We start from the raw sequence: 18,879 nt of genomic DNA on the forward strand, positions 1-18,879 counted from the left end.
TGCCCCTTTTTCAGCTGTAGCACGCTCAGGACACGGCGCGCATCCGGGAAACCGCGGGCCACTGGTCGTCACAGCCGGGTCCGGCAGGCGGGCCGACCAACTCACGCAGCCGGGCGAGCCTACGCCTGCCGGTCAGCCGCAGCGCGGGCGCGCAGCGTCGGGTCGAGTGGATAACCGCAGGTAAACCCGATCGGGCGAGGGACTCGGCCAGCGGCTCGTGGGTGTGCGGGGCGGCCGGGTCGAGGGGCAATAGATAGGTGCCGTCCAGCCAGTGGCCCGCGGCGAGGACCCACATCCGCAGGACGGCGCCGTCCGGCACGAATCCGACCGGAACGGACTTGACCGGGTCGTCACCCCAGGCGGCGGCGAGCGGGGCCAGGTCGGCCCGGAACGCGGTGCGCAGCAGCGGGCTGGGCGGCGGCACTTCCCGATCTTGTTCCGGCTCCTCTGCGATGTCCTCGACAGCGTCGGACGGATCTTCGTCTGGCTCCGGCGCCTGCTCGGCAACCGGTTCAGGGGCGGACACCGGGGTGAGCACGACATCGGCTCGTACCCCGCGCTCGGCACAGGCCCGGACCAGCGCGTTCGCCCGCCACGGGTCGGCGACGGGGACGGTCAGCCGGGCGGTGGCGCGGGCGAACACGGCGGTGCGGCCGGGCCCGCACAGCAGCCCCGCGAGGTCGGCGACCCGGGGGCGGCACGCCTCGGCGGAGAAGAACGACATCTGCTGCGCCACGGCGGCCAGAATAGAACAGCAGTTCGATCAGCGTAAAGCGCGCGGGAACCCTACGGGATCGGTTCAGTGACCGAGCGCGGGCAATCGCGCACAATTCGCCGCACGTTCCGCCCATCGGGTGAAATCCGAGCCCGGCACGCCCGCGAGCGGTGCGGCCGGGTCGAAGTCGGCGACCACCGGCACCACCTTGGCGAGTGCCTCGGCCACCAGATCGGGCGAATCGCCGCTGGTGAGTGTGGCCTGCGCGGCCGCGACCTGGTCATGCGCGCCGCGCAGCGACTCCAGGGCGACCTGGGTGACCCGGTCACCACCCGCGATCGGCGCGGCACCGAGCCCCGCCAGGGCCGTGACCGACCGGGTGAGCCGCTCGGCCAGCCCTGCCAGGTAGGTGGTCAGCTGCCCGCGCACGGCCGCCGGTTCGGCGAGGTCCGCCGCAGGCGGCACGGTGCCTAGCGCCGCCTCGGCGTCGGCGACCGCCGAGCACCACCGGTCGGCCCAGGCCTGCTTGGTGGCCGGATCGGGCTCCGGCGCGGGACCGGGCGCGCACGCCGCGACGAGCACGAGGCCCGCCGCGACGGTCGCGAACCGTTTACGCCTGATGATCAGAACCGGCTCAGGGGGTCGGCGTGGCCTGCGCGCCACCGGAGGCGTTGCCTGCGTCGTCGAGCATCTTGCAGGTGGGCGCCGCCTTGAACGCCTTGTCCAGCTCGGTGTCGCCGCGCAGCACGGAGGTCGGGTCCTCCATCTCGGCGTTCTGCATCTCCTCGGCGATCTGGGTGAAGACCTGCTGGAACGCCGCCGGGTCGGTGACCGAGGCCTTCGCCATCGCGGCCTTGGCGTTCTCCGAGGCGGTCTTGAACTTCTGCAGGCCCTGCGTGGTCTGCTCGGCCAGCTTGGCGCCGTCCGGCACCGGCGGCGCGCCTGCGTCCTTGATACCGGTGATCATCTTGTCCATCGCGGTGGCCATGGTGCCGAAGTAGTCCACCAGGCCCTGCTTGGCCACGGCCGGGTTGCTCGGGTCGATGTTCGGCTTGGCCGCCAGCTTGGCGACCTCGGGGGCCACGGTGGAGCAGACCTTCTCCGCCCACGCGGTGGCGCCGTCACTGGCCCCGGCGCCGCCATCGGCGGTGGTGGTCGCGGGCGCCGCGGTGGTGGTCGCGGCGGGCGGAGGCGTCGAGCCGGTGGTGCCACCAGCCTTCGAGTCGCTTCCCCCGCAACCCGCGAGTCCGATGATGAGGGCAGCGGCCGTCGCGGGGACCGCGACGAGTCGACGCGCCATGTCTGTTCTCCTCGAATTGACGATCCGGGGACCCTCCCGGCGTGGGGTGATGCTCGCACGTTCGGACATTCCCACGCAGAGCGGATGGGGCCGGCCCGCCTGTTGGCGAACCGGCCCCATCGAGGTGATCGCAGGTCGACCACCGTGAATCGCTTCAGATCGACGAAATTCCCAGTCGGGTCAGACCTTGGCGGTCGCCTCGGCCGGGGTCTCCGCGATCGCGGTACCGCGCCGCTTGGACACCACGATCGCGGCGACGATCAGCACCACGGCGGCCAGCGAGATGGTCACCCGCAGGCCCGCGGAGGCGCTCTCGCCGACCGACAGCGTCACGATCGCGGGCGCGATCAGCACCGACACCAGGTTCATCACCTTGATCAGCGGGTTGATCGCCGGGCCTGCCGTGTCCTTGAACGGGTCGCCGACGGTGTCGCCGATGACCGTGGCCGCGTGCGCGTCCGAGCCCTTGCCGCCGTGGTTGCCGTCCTCCACCAGCTTCTTCGCGTTGTCCCACGCGCCACCGGAGTTGGCCAGGAACACCGCCATCAGCGTGCCGGTCGCGATCGCGCCGCCCAGGTACCCGGCCAGCGGGCCGACACCGAGGCCGAAGCCGACCGCGATCGGGGCGAGCACCGCCAGCAGACCGGGGGTGGCCAGCTCGCGCAGCGAGTCACGGGTGCAGATGTCGACCACCCGGCCGTACTCCGGCTTGCCGGTGCCCTCCATGATCCCGGGGATCTCGCGGAACTGGCGGCGCACCTCGAACACGATCGCACCTGCCGCGCGGGTCACCGCGTTGACCGCGAGACCGGAGAACATGAACACCACGGCCGCGCCGATCACCACGCCCACCAACACGTTGGGGCTGAACACGACGAAGGAGAACGCGGTGCTCAGCGAGTCCCCGGTGACACCGCCGATCTTGGCCAGCGCCTTGCCGATGGCGTCCTGGTAGGACCCGAACAGCGCGGTCGCGGCAAGCACCGCGGTGGCGATGGCGATGCCCTTGGTGATGGCCTTGGTGGTGTTGCCCACCGCGTCCAGCTCGGTCAGGATCTGCGCGCCCTCACCGTGCACGTCACCGGACATCTCGGCGATGCCCTGGGCGTTGTCGGAGACCGGGCCGAAGGTGTCCATGGCCACGATCACGCCGACCGTGGTGAGCAGGCCGCAGCCCGCGAGCGCGATGGCGAACAGCGCCACCACGACCGAACCGGACAGCAGGAACGCGCCGTAGACAGCCGCGCCGATGACGACGGCGGTGTACACGGCGGACTCGAAACCCACCGAGATGCCGGAGAGGATCACCGTGGCCGCACCGGTCAGCGAGGTCTTGCCGACCTCCTTGACCGGCTTGTGCTCGGTGCCGGTGTAGTAGCCGGTGAGCCAGAGGATGACGCCCGCGAGCACGATGCCGATGATCACCGCGACGGCCGCGATCACCGCCGGGCTGCCCGCCACGTTGGTCTGCGTGCTGCCGGTCAGCTCGGAGAACGAGCCGGGCAGGAAGATGAACGCCGCCGCGGTGCACAGCACGGCCGAGACGAGCGCGGAGATGTAGAACGAGCGGTTGATCGCGGCCAGGCCGCTCTCCCCCGGACGCACCTTGGTGATGTAGACGCCGAGCATCGCGGTGATCACGCCGAGCGCGGGGACGATCAGCGGGAAGAGCAGTCCGGACGCGCCGAACGCGGTACTGCCCAGGATCAGCGCGGCGACCAGGGTGACCGCGTAGGACTCGAACAGGTCGGCGGCCATGCCCGCGCAGTCGCCGACGTTGTCGCCCACGTTGTCCGCGATGGTGGCGGCGTTGCGCGGGTCGTCCTCGGGGATGTTCTGCTCGACCTTGCCGACCAGGTCGGCGCCGACGTCCGCGGCCTTGGTGAAGATGCCGCCGCCGACCCGCATGAACATCGCGATCAGCGCGGCGCCGAAGCCGAAGCCCTCCAGCACCTTGGGCGCGGTGCCCGCGTAGGCGAGCACCACGATGGCGGCGCCGAAGAGTCCCAGGCCGACGGTGGCCATGCCGACCACGCCGCCGGTGCGGAAGGCGATACGGGTCGCCTTCTCCCGCGCGCCGTCCTCGGTGGAGGCCGCGGCCACCCGCAGGTTGGCCTGGGTGGACAACCACATGCCCAGGTAGCCGATGGTGAACGAGAAGACCGCGCCCACCAGGAAGAACAGCGACCGGCCGATCAGTTCGCCGGTACTTTCCGCGGGGAGCAGGAACAGCAGCAGGAACACGGCTGTCCCGAAGATGAGAAGTGTGTTTCGCTGCCGCTTCAGATACGCCGCGGCGCCCTCTTGTACCGCCTTGGCGATGTCCTGCATCTTCGCGGTGCCCTGACCGGCGGCCAGAACCTCCTTGAGCAGCACAAAGCCGACGGCAAGAGCGGCGAGGGCGATCACGGCGACCACGGCGACCACGCCGCGGTCACCGCCGGTGAGCGTCAGGCCCTCCGCGAGGAACTGCCCGGACATCCGTCCTCCTGATGATCTGCCTGTACAGCGCCGACTTCCGCCATTACCACAAGGCCTCCGCCGACTCTGTTTTCGCGTGTGCGCCACCACAATCGGTGGGATGTCGGCGGAGTCTATTGGTAAAGCGGATCACATACGCGAGCCGTCCCATACCGTGCACGTTGGGTGACGTTACGCGGGCGGACTGTGACCGATCTCTCATGATCATTTTGTGGGATGCTGGCGATCACCGCCGGGTGTGCGAACCTCTACGGGTGAGTGTCGACGCGGCGACCGACCGTGGCGCCGCCCTGCTCGGCCGCGTGCTGGCGGGGGTGCCCAGCGGCGAGAACCCGGTGACGCATGTGGCGTCCCTGCCGGAACGGACCGCGCGCGCCGCACCGTGGCCGGACTGGACTCCCGAGTCCACCCGTGCCGCGTTCGCCCGCTGCGGCGTCCCGCTCCCTTGGCGGCACCAGGTGGCGGCGGCCGAGCACGCGTACGCCGGCCGCAGCGTGGTGATCGCGACCGGCACCGCGTCCGGCAAATCCCTGGCCTACCAACTGCCCGTCGCCACCACGCTCGCCACCGACCCGCGCGCAACCGCTCTATATCTCTCGCCCACCAAAGCACTCGGCGCCGACCAGCTCCGGTCCCTGCGCGAACTCGACCTCCCGGACCTCCGCGCGTCGAGCTACGACGGCGACACCCCGATGGCCGAACGCGACTGGGTCCGCGCACACAGCCGGTGGGTGTTCACCAACCCGGACATGCTCCACCGAGGGATCCTGCCCGCGCACGGCCGCTGGACCACGTTCTTCCGCCGCCTCCGCTACGTGGTCGTGGACGAATGCCACTCGTACCGGGGCGTGTTCGGCTCGCATGTGGCGCTGCTGCTACGCAGGCTCCGCCGAGTCGCCCAGCGGTACGGCAGCGACCCGGTGTTCATCCTCGCCTCGGCCACGGTCTCCGACCCGGCGGCCTCCGCCACCCGACTGTCCGGTGTGGACTGCGAAGCGGTCACCGAGGACACGTCTCCGCGCGGGGCCCGCACGGTCGCCCTGTGGGAACCCCCGCTGACCGAGCTGTCGGGCGAGAACGGCGCCCCGGTCCGCCGCTCGGCGGGCGCGGAGACCGCGCGCATCCTGGCCGACCTGGTGATCGAGGGCGCCCGCTCGCTGGCGTTCGTCCGCTCCCGCATCGGCGCCGAGCTGACCGCCCTGGGCGCCCGCCGCATCCTGGACGAGGTCGACCCGGCGCTGTCCCCCCGGGTCGCCGCCTACCGCTCGGGCTTCCTCCCGGAGGAACGCCGAGCCCTCGAACACGCCCTGTCCACCGGCGACCTACTGGGCGTCGCCAGCACCAGCGCCCTGGAACTGGGCGTCGACATAGCCGGTCTGGACGCGGTCGTCGTCGCGGGTTTCCCGGGCACGCTGGCCTCGTTCTGGCAACAGGCCGGACGCGCCGGACGCGCGGGTGATGGTTCGCTGGTGGTGTTCGTGGCCAGGGACGACCCGCTGGACACATACCTGGTGCACAACCCGTCGGCGATCCTGGACAAGCCGATCGAGGCAACCGTCACCGACCCGGGCAACCCTTATGTGCTGGCTCCCCAGCTTGCTTGCGCCGCCGCAGAGCTACCCCTTACCGAGAAGTGCTTAGCCGCCTTCGGCGACGGCGCGCGCGCCGTACTGGATGACCTTGTCGCGAACGGCACCCTCCGCAAACGCCCCAACGGCTGGTACTGGACGGAACACGAGCGCCCACACAGTTCGGTAGACATCCGAGGCTCCGGCGGCGAACAGATAGCGCTGGTCGAAGCCGACTCCGGCCGCATGCTGGGCACAGTCGACGCAGGCCGGGCGTGCTCGACGGTGCACGAGGGGGCGCTGTATCTGCACCAGGGCAACTCGTATGTCGTCGACGAACTCGACCTCGACTCGGGCCTGGCCTTGGTGCACGCCGAAACCCCGGACTGGACTACTACGCCACGCGAGGTCGTCGACATCACCGTGCTGTCGACCCTCTCGCAGAGAGCCCACACTGCCCCGGGTGGTGGCACGGTCACTGTGTGCTTGGGCGAGGTGGCAGTGACCTCTCAAGTCGTGGCGTACCTCCGGCGGTTGCCGTCGGGAGAGGTCATGGACCAGATTCCGTTGGAACTACCGGAGCAGACTCTCCAGACCCGCGCTGTTTGGTACACGGTCGGTGCGGATGTGCTTACCCGTGCTGGTATCAAACCTGGTGCGGTGCCGGGTGCGTTGCACGCGGCTGAACACGCTGCCATCGGCTTGTTGCCTCTGTTCGCTACGTGCGATCGGTGGGACATCGGCGGGGTTTCCACCGCTCTGCATCCGGATACCGGGCATCCGACCGTGTTTGTGCACGATGGTCATCCCGGTGGGGCTGGGTTCGCGGATCGTGGCCACGCCGCTCTTGTTCCGTGGCTGCGGGCGACCCGGCGAGCTATCGCCTCGTGTGAGTGTCCGGCGGGTTGTCCCTCGTGCGTGCAGTCGCCCAAGTGCGGCAACGGGAATGAGCCGTTGAACAAGGACGGTGCGGTCGCGGTGTTGACGGCCGTGCTCAGCGCGCTGGACTGATGATCAGGTAGCGCTCGTCGGTGATCGGGCCGCCCCAGAGTTCGGGGTCCGTCAGTGGGCGGAGTTCTGCCTTGCTGCGGTGCCTGTGGACATGGGCTAGGCATTCGGTGGCTGGGATTCCCGCGCCGGTGGACCAGTGGCCTTCGATGAGGATGAGGGTTCCCGTGGGACGGAGGAGTTTCAGCCAGCGGGCGAGGGTGGCGGGTGGGTCCGGCATTGCCCAGAGGACGTGGCGGGATAGGACTATATCGAAGAAATTGTCTCCGAATGGGGGGCTGGTGGCGTCGCCTTCGGCGAAGTGGATCTGGAGGTGGTCGGCTTTGTGACGGGCTTGGTCGAGCATCCTGGGGGACTGGTCCAGGGCGTGGACTTGGTGGCCTGCTTCGGCCAGGAGGAGGGCGAGGGAGCCGGTGCCGCAGCCCAGGTCGATGACGTTGGAGCGGGTGGGGATCAAGGGGAGGAGGAGGGTGGACCAGGCTTTGCGGACGGTGGGGTCGCGTAGGCCGTGGTCGGGTGCTTGGTCGAAGGTGGCGGCGGCGGCATCCCACAGCTCGCGACTGGCGGCCTCGTCCATGCCCTCACCCTGACACCCACCACCGACAAGTCCGGGTACGGAGACCCTGCTGTATTGAGGGCGACGCAAGAACTGGACAACCCTGGACATGCAGCAGCGCGCCGGGGGCGATGGTCGAGGACCATCGCGCGGCCCGGCGCGCTGCGTGCCGCCGAGTTTCGCGGCCTGGTCTGCTTACCGCGCTGAGTCACGGGTGTGTGCGCGGGACAGTCGACGGGGAATACCTCGACACCTGCGGCGGGTGGCACCGGGAGGCGGTCGGTGCCATGCAGGGCGGTCATCCCGGGGCGGGGTTACGTCGACTGCGGCTGGTGCCGCTGTCCCTGTCCGTGACTGGCGCGGGAGACACAGGCCTCCAGCGTCACTCGGCTGGCTGCCCACCCAGTCGGCGGCTTCCTCGGGCGGGAGGTCGAGCCGCCACCGTGGGGTGGGCGGTGTGGTGGTCGCTGCCGCCGGGCGGAGGCGGCGCGACCGACCACTGTGGTCGATGTTGAGTTGTCAATCAGCCCGCGATGGCGAGGGAACGCGTGGCGGCGGACTCGTGTACCGCGTCCAAGAGGGCGTCCTGGACGATCCGCGAGGTGGGGATCTGCCAGCCGCACACCTCGGGCTTGACGCGCCAGTGGACCACCCCGTGTTCGGCGGGGCTGGGTGGCAGGGCGATCCAACTGCCGTCGGCGTGGTGGGTGATGTCGGCGGCCGCCAAGTCCGCGTCCAGCTGGGTGCCGGAGCGGGTCAGGAAGAACCAGCGGCTGTCGGGGGTGGCGATGATCGGCACCGGCATGCCCACGGAGCGGAGCGCGCGGGCGGCGCGCCTGCCCAGGTCGTCGCCGACCTCCAGGGCGTCGTATCCGGCGCCGGTGGCCAGCAGCAGGCTGTACGGGCGGCCGGTCCACCAGGTCGCCACCTGCTCGGCGCGGGTGCCCACCCGCTCCTGCCAGTCGGAGTGCACGGGAACGGGGCCGGTGTCCTCGACACCCTCCCGACCCGCCCAGTGGCCTGCCACCGGGTACGTGCCCGGCAGCACCGGCCAGCCGCGGAACGCCAGGCCGATCGCCTCTGCCCGCAGCTCGACGCGGAACGCCCGCCGCCAGCTCTCCGACCTTTCGGTTTCCAACATCTCGGGCACTGCCTCCTCGCCGGTCCGAGCGTCGGGCTCGGCGCTCTACACCTCACTCAACGGCACCGGGTGCCCCGGGCGAAACTCGTTGTCGACAACTGGTCGGTCTGACGAGGTAAATGACCAGTCATCCGATCCGGGCGACCAAACTAGGCGAACCGGTCACCGCCGCCGGGCTGCTCACCCCATCGGGCTGACCCGAGCACCGGCCTGCACCCCATCACACCTCCTTCACAGTAGCGATCACCTGCGGAAACGGGTCAAATTCCGGCGTACTGCGGGAATTCGGCGACTACCCCGACGGTGTCCGTGTGATGCCGTTCACCGTATGGAGCCGACCGTTGAACCGTCCGCGGCCGGTCCGGCGCGGGCGCGCGCCGATGCCGCACCGGCGGTCGGCAGGCCCGGACGAACGGTCACCGCGACCGCGGCCACCCAACCGTCCAGGCCGCACGCGTCCAATCGGGCGCCCATCCGCTCGACCACCCACCGGGCCCGCGCACACGCCGCCTCGGGGCCCGACACTGCATGCGCCGCGGCCGCGAGGGCGGCGAGATCGGCGGCCGCCTCCGCCCGGTGCCGGGCCACGGTCGCCGCACCCAACGTCAACACCAGGAGAAAGATCGACATCAGCACTGCGCTCACCGCCGCCACCCACACCGTCGCGAACCCGCCGTCCGCCCGGCCGGTCACGGCATTCCCCCGGGTTCGGCCACGGCATAGGCGTCCCCGTCGATCCGGACCGGCAGGACAGTGCCGATGACACTGACCGATACCGAGATCCGGTCGCCGTCGATGTGGACGGTGACGTCCGCGCCTGCGGGCGCGATGGCCGCCGCCGCCCGCCGGGCCTGGTCGGGCTCGCCCCTGGCGACCAGCCGCGCGGCCTCTCTGGCCGCGTCGACACAGCGGATCCGGTCGGTCACCGCGCGCACGCCCGCCAGCACGAGCCCGAGCACGACGACCAGGGCCCCGAGGGCCACCGCCGCCTCCACGGTGACCGACCCGCGCTCGCCGCTCATCCGGACAGCGCCCGGGTGATCAGCTCGGTGAGCGCGTGCAGCACCGCCGAACCTTTGACGATCAGCAGCAGCACCCCGGCGATCGCGGCCGCGACGAGCGTGCACAGCGCGAACTCGACGGTGATCGAACCCCGGTCTTCAGTGGAAAACATGATTCCTCCCAAACACATCTATTTCGGACTTTTCAGAATCGGAACACCCGGGTGGCCATCCCGATGACCACCGGCAGCACGCCCAGACACAGGAACGCGGGCAGGAAACACAGCCCGAGCGGCCCGATGACCACCACGGCGACCCGCTGCGCCCGCGCCTCGGCCGCCTCCCCCGCCCGGTCCCGGATACCGGCCGCCGCGATCCGAGCCACCCCGGCCAGCGCCGCCCCCGAACGCGCACTGCGCCGCGCGCCCCTGGCCAGCTCGGCGGTCTCCGGACAGGTCAACGCACCCCGCCAGGCCCGCGCCGAGTCAGCGCCGAGCGCGAGCTGCTCGGCCACATCCCGCAACACCGCGCGCGGCCGCCCGGGTAACTCGTCGACCACCGCCCGGATGGCATCGGGCACCGGCAGCCCCGCCTGCAGGCATGCGGCCAGCAGATCCCAGGCCACCGCGACCACGAACGGATCGGCCACCGGCCCCTTGGGCCGCAGCACCCGGGCGGCGCCCAACCAGGCCCCGCCCGCGAACACCAGCCCGACCACTATTCCCGTGCCGACCCCGCTGAATGTGCCAATGACCATCCCGGCGAACGTCGCCACCGAGAGACCAACAGCGACCGGCAAAGTCACCGGGCGTTGCCGAATCGGCCGTCGACCCATCATTCGCGCCAACCGCTTGGGCGCATAGGGATGGAAAGTCCCAATGAGCAAGGCGAGCGCGAACAGAATCAATGACACGCTCACCGCACACCCCCGCCGAATAGGACATGACGGTCTACATATGTGGGCCCACCCGGCACAAGCGGACACCGCATCAATCCGTTCACCGAGTCACCGCCTGATGAGTGAGGTGGTCGGTCCAAACAAGGCCCGCGCAGATCAATGCGGAACCGACAATGAGCAGTGCCTGCCCGGCGGCGGTGTGGGCGAGGGTGTGCCAGGGCCGGGCTCCCATGGACTCCCCGAACAGCACAGCGGGCACCGGCATCGCGGCCAAAGCGGTGGCACTGGACCGTGCCCCGGCCGTGCGGGCGAGTACCTGGCGGGTGAAACGGGAACGGTGACGCAGGTCGCCGCTCACTGACGCCAGCACGTCGGCCAGCGGCAACCCGTGCCGAACCGCGAGCCGCCACGCGTGCGTCAGCGGTCCACCCGTCGCCATCGCGGTGTCGCCACCCAGCCGGGTCGTCGCCGCGGCCGTACGAAGGACAGCAGCCGCATCGGGTTCGGCATCGACGGCGACCCGCTCGGCCGCGTCCACCGGATGCGTCCCGACCGATAGCTCCGCAACGAACGCCGCCACGGCCTCGGCCAGCCCGTCCCGCGCGGCCAGGCTCTCGCGCAACGTCCGCGCCTTCTGCTGCCGACGCCACACCACAGCGCCGACCAAGCCGAACGCCACCGCGCCGCCCGGACCGAGCAGCACCCAGCCGACAACGCCGGACACGACAACAACCAACACCGCAGGCGGCGGAGTCGAGACCCGGGGCACCCATCGCGCCCGAGGCCACAACCCGCGCAGCCGACGCGCGGCCTGCCCGCCTGGCCACACCACCACGGCACCGGCGAGCAGCAACAGGGTCATCATGGGACCTCAACCCCCCGACTCCGCAACAACGACACCAGGTCACCTCGATGCGGCGTCCAGACCCCATCTGTCCACACAGGATCGACCCGGGCGCCCTCGGACGTCCTGGCGAGCACACCGATCTGGCTCACCGCCCGCCTGGGTACCCGCCGAACATGCACCACAACGTGAATCGCGGCGGCCAACTGACTGTGCAACGCCGCTCTGGACAACCCGCCCAGCGCTGCCAACGCCTCCAACCGAGCGGGTACCTCCGCGGGCGAGTTGGCGTGCACCGTGCCCGCGCCCCCGTCGTGCCCGGTGTTCAAGGACGCGAGCAACTCCACGACCTCGGCGCCGCGCATCTCCCCCACCACCAACCGATCCGGGCGCATGCGCAGGCCCTGCCGGACGAGATCACGCAGGCTCACCTCGCCCGCTCCCTCGATGTTGGGCGGGCGCGCGATCAACCGAACGAACTGAGGATGCCTCGGCTCCAGTTCGCCCGCATCCTCCACACACACGATCCGCTCCTCGTGCGGTACACAACCGAGCAAGGCAGCCAGCAAGGTCGTCTTCCCCGCGCCCGTACCGCCGGATATCAGGAAAGCCAAGCGGGCGGCGACAATCGCGGACAGCACCTCGTGGATCTCGTCGTCGAACATGCCCAGCGCACGCAGATCGGCCAGGCCGTGCGCGGCAGGCCGCAGAACCCGCAACGACAGGCACGTGTGCTCGGCGACCGGTGGCAGCACCGCGTGCAGCCGGATGTGCGCGCCGGAACGCAGCCAGCCGTCCACATAGGGTTGGGCGTCATCGAGCCTGCGCCCGGCGGACATGGCCAAGCGCTGAGCGAGTCGCCGCACCGCGTCCTCGTCGGGAAAGCGGACCTCGGTGCGCCGCAGGCCTGCCGCCCCGTCGACCCACACCTGGTCCGGGGCGGTGACCAGGACATCGGTGGTGGTCGGATCGCGCAGCAGCGGATCGAGCGGGCCCGCGCCGACGAACTCCTGGCGCAGCCTGGTCAGCGCGTCGAGGAGGTCGGTATGGCCGACGAGCCCGCCCGCCTCCGCGCGCACGGCGCCCGCGACCGCGGCGGCGGTGATGGCCGGGGTGTCTCGCGAGCCGCGGGCGAGCCGTTCGCGGACGCGCTCCACCAGATCAATGGACATGGATGTCTCCTAGGGTGGTCGGAATGCCGGGCCGGACAGGGTGATCACGCCGCTAACCGGGACCGGGCGTCGGCCGGTTCGGCCAGCGCACGCAGGGTCGCTCGGGCGGCGCGCGCCAGGGCGGCCCGCCTGCCGAGGCGGAACGTGCCGTGCTCCAGGGCTTGCGGCAGACCGGAATCACAGCGGTACGTGGTCAGCAGCGGCAGTCCGACGGCCGCCGCGATGTCTTCCGCGTGCAGCCGTCCTGGCGAGGGACCGCGCACGACCAGGGATGCGCGGATGCCCAACCCGGCCAGACGCCCCGCGACTTGTTTGGCGGCTGCGGTGGCCCGCAGTTCTGCGGGCATGACGACAACAGTGAGATCGGCCCGCTCCAATGCGGCGCGCGCGGCCGGATCAAGACCACGCGGGATGTCGCAGACGACCGTCTCGCCCCCGCGCCGACCAGCCTCCAACACGGCGACCACCGCGTCCGGCGTCGGACCGTCCCCTTCCCTGGCACCGGAAAGCAAGGTCAGGCGGGACGTGCCCTTGGTACGTCCGGGCAACGCGGAGTGCAGGCTCGACACCGGCACCCGACCCGCGGTGGCGCGCAGGTCCGGCCACCGCAGGCCGGGGTGTTCCTCCGCGCCCAGCACCAGATCGAGCCCGCCACCGAGCGCGTCGCAGTCGATGAGGAGCGCGCTGCCCCCGCCTTCCAGCACGGACAATGCCACCGCGACAGCGAACACCGACGCGCCCGCGCCACCTCGACCACCGACGACCGCCAGCACCCGGCCCGCCGTCCCCGCGGGTGCTTCCGAGGCGTCGGCCAGCACCGACAACACGGCTTCCTCGTCGGCGGGCAGGGACAGCACCCGCTCGGCACCCAGTGCCAGCGCGGGTTCCCAGATCTCCGACGGCGGCGGACCGTGCGACACCAGCACAACTCCGCCGCGCCGCGGAAAGGCGGCGCTCGCGCACTCGTCCGCGGTCGGCGCGTCGAGCAGCACGAGCGGCGCCGACGACCAGTGCGCGCGGACCTCGGACACGTCCACGGCACGGGTCAGCTCGACCGGGGCGGCGGCGGACAACCGCAGCACCTCGTCCAGCAGGGTGTCGTCGCGCAGGCAGATCAGGGGTCGGGACATGGGGCTCAGCTCCTCGGCCTTCGGTGTGGATGGGCTGTGACCAGAATCTGGTGAAACTGGGAAGCGCCGAAAGACCGCAGGTCAACCTGTGGACAACTGAGCGGATTGTGGATAACTCGCCGTTACGCGGAGGGTCGCGAGCCGAATCTGTCGGTGATGTAGGGCAAGCTGGAGGGGGAAGCCCTGCCGCGGAAATGGGACGACCCCCGCCAGGGGGGAGGGGCGGGGGCCGTCAACGGGTTCAGCCCCGGGGGGTCGGACTGAACCGGCCTGGCTCTCGGCCAGGTAGGCATACTGTATCCCCTTCCCACCCTCCCATGGCCACATACGGCAGAAGACACCCGCCCGAGTTCTGCTCGTGTCGCGTACGTCGCTGCGCCGGGTGGCCGAACGCGTGGGTGCCCGCTCCTATGCTGACCTGGTGAGTGCCCCCGACCGGACCGCCGAGCGCGCCGCGCCCGCGCGGGTTGCCGCGTTCTTCGACCTGGACAAGACCGTCATCGCCAAGTCCAGCGCGCTGGCGTTCAGCAGGCCGTTCTTCCAGGGCGGCCTGATCAACCGCCGGGGCGTGCTGAAGAGCGCCTACGCCCAGTTCGTGTTCGCCTCCTCCGGCGCCGACGCGGACCAGGTGGAGCGGATGCGCGCGCACCTGACCGCGCTGTGCGCGGGCTGGGACGTGGAGCAGGTGCGGGCGATCGTGGAGGAGACGCTGCACGACATCGTGGACCCGTTGGTCTACGCGGAGGCGGCGGAGCTGGTGGCCGCGCACAAGGCGGACGGGCACGACGTGGTGGTGATCTCGGCCTCGGGCGAGGAGATCGTCGCGCAGATCGCGGCGATGATCGGCGCCACGCACAGCGTGGGCACTCGCATGGTCGCGGTGGACGGCCGGTACACCGGGGAGATCGACTTCTACTGCTACGGCCCGAACAAGGCGGCGGCGATCCGCGAGCTGGCCGACCGACACGGCTACGACCTGGCCGCCAGCCACGCCTATTCCGACTCCAGCACGGATCTGCCGATGCTGGAGGCGGTCGGCAGGCCGTCGGTGGTCAACCCCGACCGCGGCCTGCGCAGGCTCGCGGCGGAACGGGAGTGGCCGGTGCTGACCTTCACCAAGCCCGTATCGCTGCGGTCCCGCTTCCACGCGCCGTCCGGCACCGCGGTGGCGATGACCGCGATCGGCCTCGGCGCGGTGGCCACGGCCGGTGCCGCCTGGTACGGCCTGCACCGCAGACGCAGGCGCTGACCCCCGGTGGCGGATTCCCGCTGCGCCACAAGGAAACCCCGAGCCACCCGCCGGGCGGTTGCGCGCCGACCGTCACCGCCGGTATCCGTCCGGGCGGGCAGCGCAGCCTACGCTCACAGCGGGTCGCGGTCGATGCCTTCCACGGCCTTGACCGGTGCACACGAAAGTGCCCTTGAAGTGACCTTCGCCACTCGGTAGAAAGAAGTTGCGGACCCCGAGTCGGCCAGGGACAGGGCGAAGAGAAGCCTGGATCCACCCCGAACGGGCTCCGTGCGCGGACACCGGAGCACCCACGCGCAGCACGCCGCGGGAGGCATGTCGTCAAGGGACTGCGTACCGGGACGCCGGACGCCGAGTCCAGGTAGGTACGACTTCAGTTGCACGCTTGGTAGCCCGAGTGATTCGCGCCGACGGTTTGGGCGGTCCCGCTCCACGAGTGGGACCGCCTAATCGTTTCCCGACTTCCGTCCACCCGGGCCGTCCACTCCCCACCGTGTTCCCGACACTGTGTCCTCTCCCCTGTGTCCTCCCCCTCTGTCCCCAGCACTGTGTCCCCAGCTCATGGCCTGCACGGTTCCCACACAACTTCTCCCGGTGACGGCCCCAAACCCGGTGGTAACTTCACCAGGAGACCCGCGTCCTGGTGTCGTTCTCCCGCCGGGAGTCGCGCAGGCCCACGGAGCCCACGGAGGAACCCGTGTCCCCGCACCGCCCGTTCCGCGCGCTCGCCGTGGCCGCCGCCTGTGGCGCGGTGGTCGTCACCGCCGCGCTGGTCACCGTCACGGTGCCTGCGGCGGCCCCCGGCGACGAGGGGCCGGACGTGCCCGCGACACCCCAGGGGACCTCGGTGAAGGCCCTCGACGCCTGGCTCGACGCGCTGGTGGGCTCGCTGCCGCTGGAGCAGAAGGTGGGCCAGCTGTTCGTCACGAACGTGTGGGGCAAGTCGGCTGGTGCGGCGACCGAGGAGAACCGCGAGCACTTCGGCGTGGACACCGCCGCCGAGGTGGTGCGGCGCTACCACGTGGGCGGTGTCATCTACTTCAACAACAGCACCACCGACAACGTGGACAACCCGGCGCAGCTGGCCGCGTTCTCCAACGGCCTGCAGCGGGCCGCCGGGTCGGCCGCGCCGCGGATCCCGCTGGTGATCGGCATCGACCAGGAGGGCGGCAACGTCACCCGGATCCCGGCACCCGCCACCGAGTACCCGGGGTCGATGGCGATCGGCGCAGGCCGCAGCGCCGACGACGCGCGCACGCTGGGCACGGTCAACGGCCACGAGCTGCGCGCCATGGGGATCAACCAGGACTTCGCGCCGGTCGCCGACGTGAACTCCAACCCGCTGAACCCGATCATCGGCGCCCGCTCCTTCGGCGCCCGGCCCGACCTGGTCGGCGAGCTGGTGGCCGCCGAGGTGCACGGCTACCAGGAGGGCGGCCCGCCCACCGAGACGGTCGCGGCGGTCGCCAAGCACTTCCCCGGGCACGGGGACGCGGCCACCGACAGCCACACCGGGCTACCGCGGATCGACCGGTCGGCCGTGGAGTGGCGGGCGGTCGACCTGCCGCCGTTCCGCGCCGCGATCGCCGCCGGGGTCGACTCGGTGATGACCGCGCACATCCAGTTCCCCAGCCTGGACCCGTCCGGGGTGCCCGCCACGCTGTCCAAGCCGATCCTGACCGGGCTGCTGCGCCAGGAGCTGGGGTTCCGCGGCGTGATCGTCACCGACGCGCTGGACATGCAGGGCGTGCGGGAGATGTTCGGCGACGCCGAGGTGCCGGTGCGGGCCTTGGAGGCGGGCGCCGACCAGCTGTTGATGCCGCCCGACCTGGGGCTCGCCGAGGACTCGGTGATCGCGGCCGTGCGGTCCGGACGGCTCACCGAGCAGCGCATCGACGAGAGCGTGCGGCGGATCCTCACGCTGAAGTGGAAGCGCGGCATCCTGACCCGGCCATTGGTGGACGTGAACGCGGTCCCGAAGCGGGTAGGCACGCCCGCGAACCAGGCCACGATCCAGCAGCTCACCGACCGGACCATCACCGTGCTGCGCAACGACCGCGACACGCTGCCGCTCCGACCCGCCCCGGCGAAGGTGCTGGTGACCGGCGTGGGCGACACCGGGACGCCGGACGCCTCCCCCACGGACCTGGCCGCCCGCGTCCAGTCACGCGGCGTGTCGGCGACGGCCGTGCCGACCGGGACGAAACCGTCGGACGCGACTGTCACCCGAGCCGTCGCGGCCGCGCGTGAGTCGGATGTCGTGGTGGTGTTGACCAACAACCTGGCCTCGAACACCGCCCAGCGGAACTTGGTCACCGCACTACTCGGCACAGGCAAGCCTGTCGTGGCCGTGGCGACGTTGGTGCCCTACGACGCGGGGTTCGTGGACGCGCCCACCTGGGTAGCCACCTACTCATACCGGTCGGTGTCGTTGGAGTCGCTCACCAAGGTCCTGCTCGGCGAGATCTCCCCGCACGGCAAGCTGCCGGTGGACATCCCGGCGGGCGACACCATCCGGTTCCCGTTCGGCCACGGCCTCACCTGGTAGTCCCGTGGACCGCAGGCGATTCCTGACCGCGTCCGCGCTGGCCGCGCCACTGGTCACGGCCGCCGCCGCGCCCGCTGCCGCCGATGATCCACCACATCCCCATGAACCGGTCATCCCAGGAGCGGATGATGCCGCCGCGGCGGGCTGGCGGGCCCTGGTGGGGCACGAGGTCGCCGTCGTGGCCAACCACACCGCCACGCTCCGCGACGGCACGCACATCGTCGACTCGATGGTGGCCGCAGGCGTCCGACCGCGAGCGATCTTCGGCCCGGAGCATGGCTTCCGCGGCACCGCGCAGGCGGGCGGCTCCACCGGCGACCACCCCGACCCGCGCACCGGCATCCAGGTCTACGACGCGTACACCCTGACCGAGGACGAACTAGCGGAGCACTTCCTTTACGCGGGCATAGACCTGGTCGTGTTCGACATCGCCGATGTGGGCGCCCGCTTCTATACCTACATCTGGACGATGTACACCGCCATGCGCGCCGCCGCCCGGGTCGACGCGGCTTTCCTGGTCCTGGACCGGCCGAACCCGATCGGCGGCGAGGCGAGCGGCCCGGTGCTCGACCCCGCGTTCGCCTCCCCGGTCGGCAGGCTGCCGATCGCCCTGCGGCACGGCATGACCACGGGCGAGCTGGCCGCCTTGTTCCAGGCCGAGTTCCTGCCCGAGCAGCCTGCCGCCGAACACCTGGCCGAGCTCACGGTCGTGCCCGCGCGGGGCTGGCGGCGGGACCGGTTCTTCGCCGATACCGGCCTTGGCTGGATCCTGCCCAGCCCGAACATGCCGACCGCGGACACCGCGCTCGTCTACCCCGGTACGGGGCTGTTCGAGGGCACGCTGCTGTCCGAGGGCCGCGGCACCACCCGCCCGTTCGAGATCATCGGCGCGCCGGGGATCGACTGGCACTGGGCGGAGGCGCTCAACGACCTCGGGCTGCCGGGCGTCCGCTTTCGCGAGCACTACTTCCAGCCGACCTTCGACAAGTTCACCGGCCAGGCGTGCGGCGGCGTCCAGGTGCACGTGACCGATGCGCGCCGCTTCGCCGCGGTGGAGACGGCCGTCGCCATGATCGTGGCGCTCCGGCGGACGCACCCGGCGGTGTTCGGCTGGCGGCCGGACGACCACGTGGACCGACTGTTCGGCTCGGACCGGCTGCGCCGACAGGTATCGGCGGGCGCGGACACCGACGAGATCGTGGGTGGCTGGGCCGAGGAGCTGACGCGGTTCCGCGAGCGCCGACGACCGTATCTGCGATATCCATGAG

17 protein-coding genes are annotated in these 18,879 nt (G+C 71.0%); 4 read left to right on the plus strand and 13 right to left on the minus strand.

Going from position 1 to position 18,879, the window contains the following annotated elements:
* Window positions 1-25 precede the first annotated feature (25 nt).
* The 4 genes from C503_RS0119330 to C503_RS0119345 all read right to left on the minus strand — a co-directional run bounded on the left by C503_RS0119330 (window position 26) and on the right by C503_RS0119345 (window position 4,496).
* Window positions 26-736: a hypothetical protein gene (locus C503_RS0119330; RefSeq protein ID WP_018683870.1), complete on the minus strand. Its 711-nt coding sequence runs from the start codon at window positions 734-736 to the stop codon at window positions 26-28.
* Between the two features lie 63 nt (window positions 737-799).
* Window positions 800-1,297, minus strand: a complete 498-nt coding sequence (locus C503_RS0119335; RefSeq protein ID WP_156893334.1) for a hypothetical protein — start codon at window positions 1,295-1,297, stop codon at window positions 800-802.
* Window positions 1,298-1,349: 52 nt separating this feature from the next.
* The gene (locus tag C503_RS0119340) at window positions 1,350-2,015 is read right to left on the minus strand and encodes a hypothetical protein (RefSeq protein WP_018683872.1); all 666 of its coding nucleotides are present in this window, start codon (window positions 2,013-2,015) and stop codon (window positions 1,350-1,352) included.
* 180 nt (window positions 2,016-2,195) lie between these two features.
* Complete coding sequence (locus tag C503_RS0119345; RefSeq protein WP_018683873.1) at window positions 2,196-4,496, minus strand: sodium-translocating pyrophosphatase; 2,301 nt, start codon at window positions 4,494-4,496, stop codon at window positions 2,196-2,198.
* Between the two features lie 254 nt (window positions 4,497-4,750).
* Between C503_RS0119345 and C503_RS0119350 the strand changes: the two genes are divergently transcribed.
* Window positions 4,751-7,075: a DEAD/DEAH box helicase gene (locus tag C503_RS0119350; RefSeq protein WP_018683874.1), complete on the plus strand. Its 2,325-nt coding sequence runs from the start codon at window positions 4,751-4,753 to the stop codon at window positions 7,073-7,075.
* Here C503_RS0119350 and C503_RS0119355 read toward each other — a convergent pair.
* From C503_RS0119355 to ssd, 9 genes are all read right to left on the minus strand, one after another.
* Window positions 7,059-7,649: a class I SAM-dependent methyltransferase gene (locus tag C503_RS0119355; protein ID WP_018683875.1), complete on the minus strand. Its 591-nt coding sequence runs from the start codon at window positions 7,647-7,649 to the stop codon at window positions 7,059-7,061. The two genes, C503_RS0119350 and C503_RS0119355, sit on opposite strands and share 17 nt — an antisense overlap.
* Before the next feature lie 502 nt (window positions 7,650-8,151).
* Window positions 8,152-8,769, minus strand: coding sequence for a bifunctional DNA primase/polymerase (locus C503_RS0119360; protein ID WP_026316473.1), 618 nt, complete (start codon window positions 8,767-8,769; stop codon window positions 8,152-8,154).
* 321 nt (window positions 8,770-9,090) lie between these two features.
* A complete protein-coding gene (locus tag C503_RS40015) occupies window positions 9,091-9,462 on the minus strand; it encodes an Rv3654c family TadE-like protein (RefSeq protein WP_018683877.1) in 372 nt (123 codons plus the stop codon).
* The gene (locus C503_RS0119370) at window positions 9,459-9,791 is read right to left on the minus strand and encodes a TadE family type IV pilus minor pilin (protein WP_018683878.1); all 333 of its coding nucleotides are present in this window, start codon (window positions 9,789-9,791) and stop codon (window positions 9,459-9,461) included. The genes C503_RS40015 and C503_RS0119370 overlap by 4 nt, the downstream gene beginning before the upstream one ends.
* Window positions 9,788-9,943, minus strand: a complete 156-nt coding sequence (locus C503_RS44750; RefSeq protein WP_018683879.1) for a DUF4244 domain-containing protein — start codon at window positions 9,941-9,943, stop codon at window positions 9,788-9,790. Before C503_RS44750 ends, C503_RS0119370 begins: the two co-directional genes overlap by 4 nt.
* Before the next feature lie 32 nt (window positions 9,944-9,975).
* Complete coding sequence (locus tag C503_RS0119380) at window positions 9,976-10,527, minus strand: type II secretion system F family protein (protein WP_245572527.1); 552 nt, start codon at window positions 10,525-10,527, stop codon at window positions 9,976-9,978.
* 241 nt (window positions 10,528-10,768) lie between these two features.
* Window positions 10,769-11,533: a type II secretion system F family protein gene (locus C503_RS0119385; RefSeq protein ID WP_156893335.1), complete on the minus strand. Its 765-nt coding sequence runs from the start codon at window positions 11,531-11,533 to the stop codon at window positions 10,769-10,771.
* Complete coding sequence (locus C503_RS0119390; protein WP_018683882.1) at window positions 11,530-12,684, minus strand: TadA family conjugal transfer-associated ATPase; 1,155 nt, start codon at window positions 12,682-12,684, stop codon at window positions 11,530-11,532. The genes C503_RS0119385 and C503_RS0119390 overlap by 4 nt, the downstream gene beginning before the upstream one ends.
* Window positions 12,685-12,728: 44 nt before the next feature.
* Window positions 12,729-13,814: a septum site-determining protein Ssd gene (gene ssd / locus C503_RS0119395; protein ID WP_018683883.1), complete on the minus strand. Its 1,086-nt coding sequence runs from the start codon at window positions 13,812-13,814 to the stop codon at window positions 12,729-12,731.
* Window positions 13,815-14,232: 418 nt separating this feature from the next.
* On the opposite strand from ssd, the gene C503_RS0119400 reads away from it, so the two are divergent.
* The 3 genes from C503_RS0119400 to C503_RS0119410 all read left to right on the plus strand — a co-directional run bounded on the left by C503_RS0119400 (window position 14,233) and on the right by C503_RS0119410 (window position 18,878).
* Window positions 14,233-15,063 carry an HAD-IB family hydrolase gene (locus tag C503_RS0119400; protein WP_051114877.1) on the plus strand — a complete coding sequence of 277 codons (831 nt, stop codon included), beginning with the start codon at window positions 14,233-14,235 and terminating at the stop codon, window positions 15,061-15,063.
* Between the two features lie 697 nt (window positions 15,064-15,760).
* Window positions 15,761-17,611 carry a glycoside hydrolase family 3 protein gene (locus C503_RS0119405; protein ID WP_425393527.1) on the plus strand — a complete coding sequence of 617 codons (1,851 nt, stop codon included), beginning with the start codon at window positions 15,761-15,763 and terminating at the stop codon, window positions 17,609-17,611.
* Window positions 17,612-17,615: 4 nt separating this feature from the next.
* Complete coding sequence (locus C503_RS0119410; protein ID WP_018683886.1) at window positions 17,616-18,878, plus strand: exo-beta-N-acetylmuramidase NamZ family protein; 1,263 nt, start codon at window positions 17,616-17,618, stop codon at window positions 18,876-18,878.
* The last annotated feature ends 1 nt before the right edge of the window (window position 18,879 follow it).

The sequence above is a fragment of the Actinokineospora enzanensis DSM 44649 genome (genome assembly GCF_000374445.1).
Lineage (GTDB): Bacteria > Actinomycetota > Actinomycetes > Mycobacteriales > Pseudonocardiaceae > Actinokineospora > Actinokineospora enzanensis.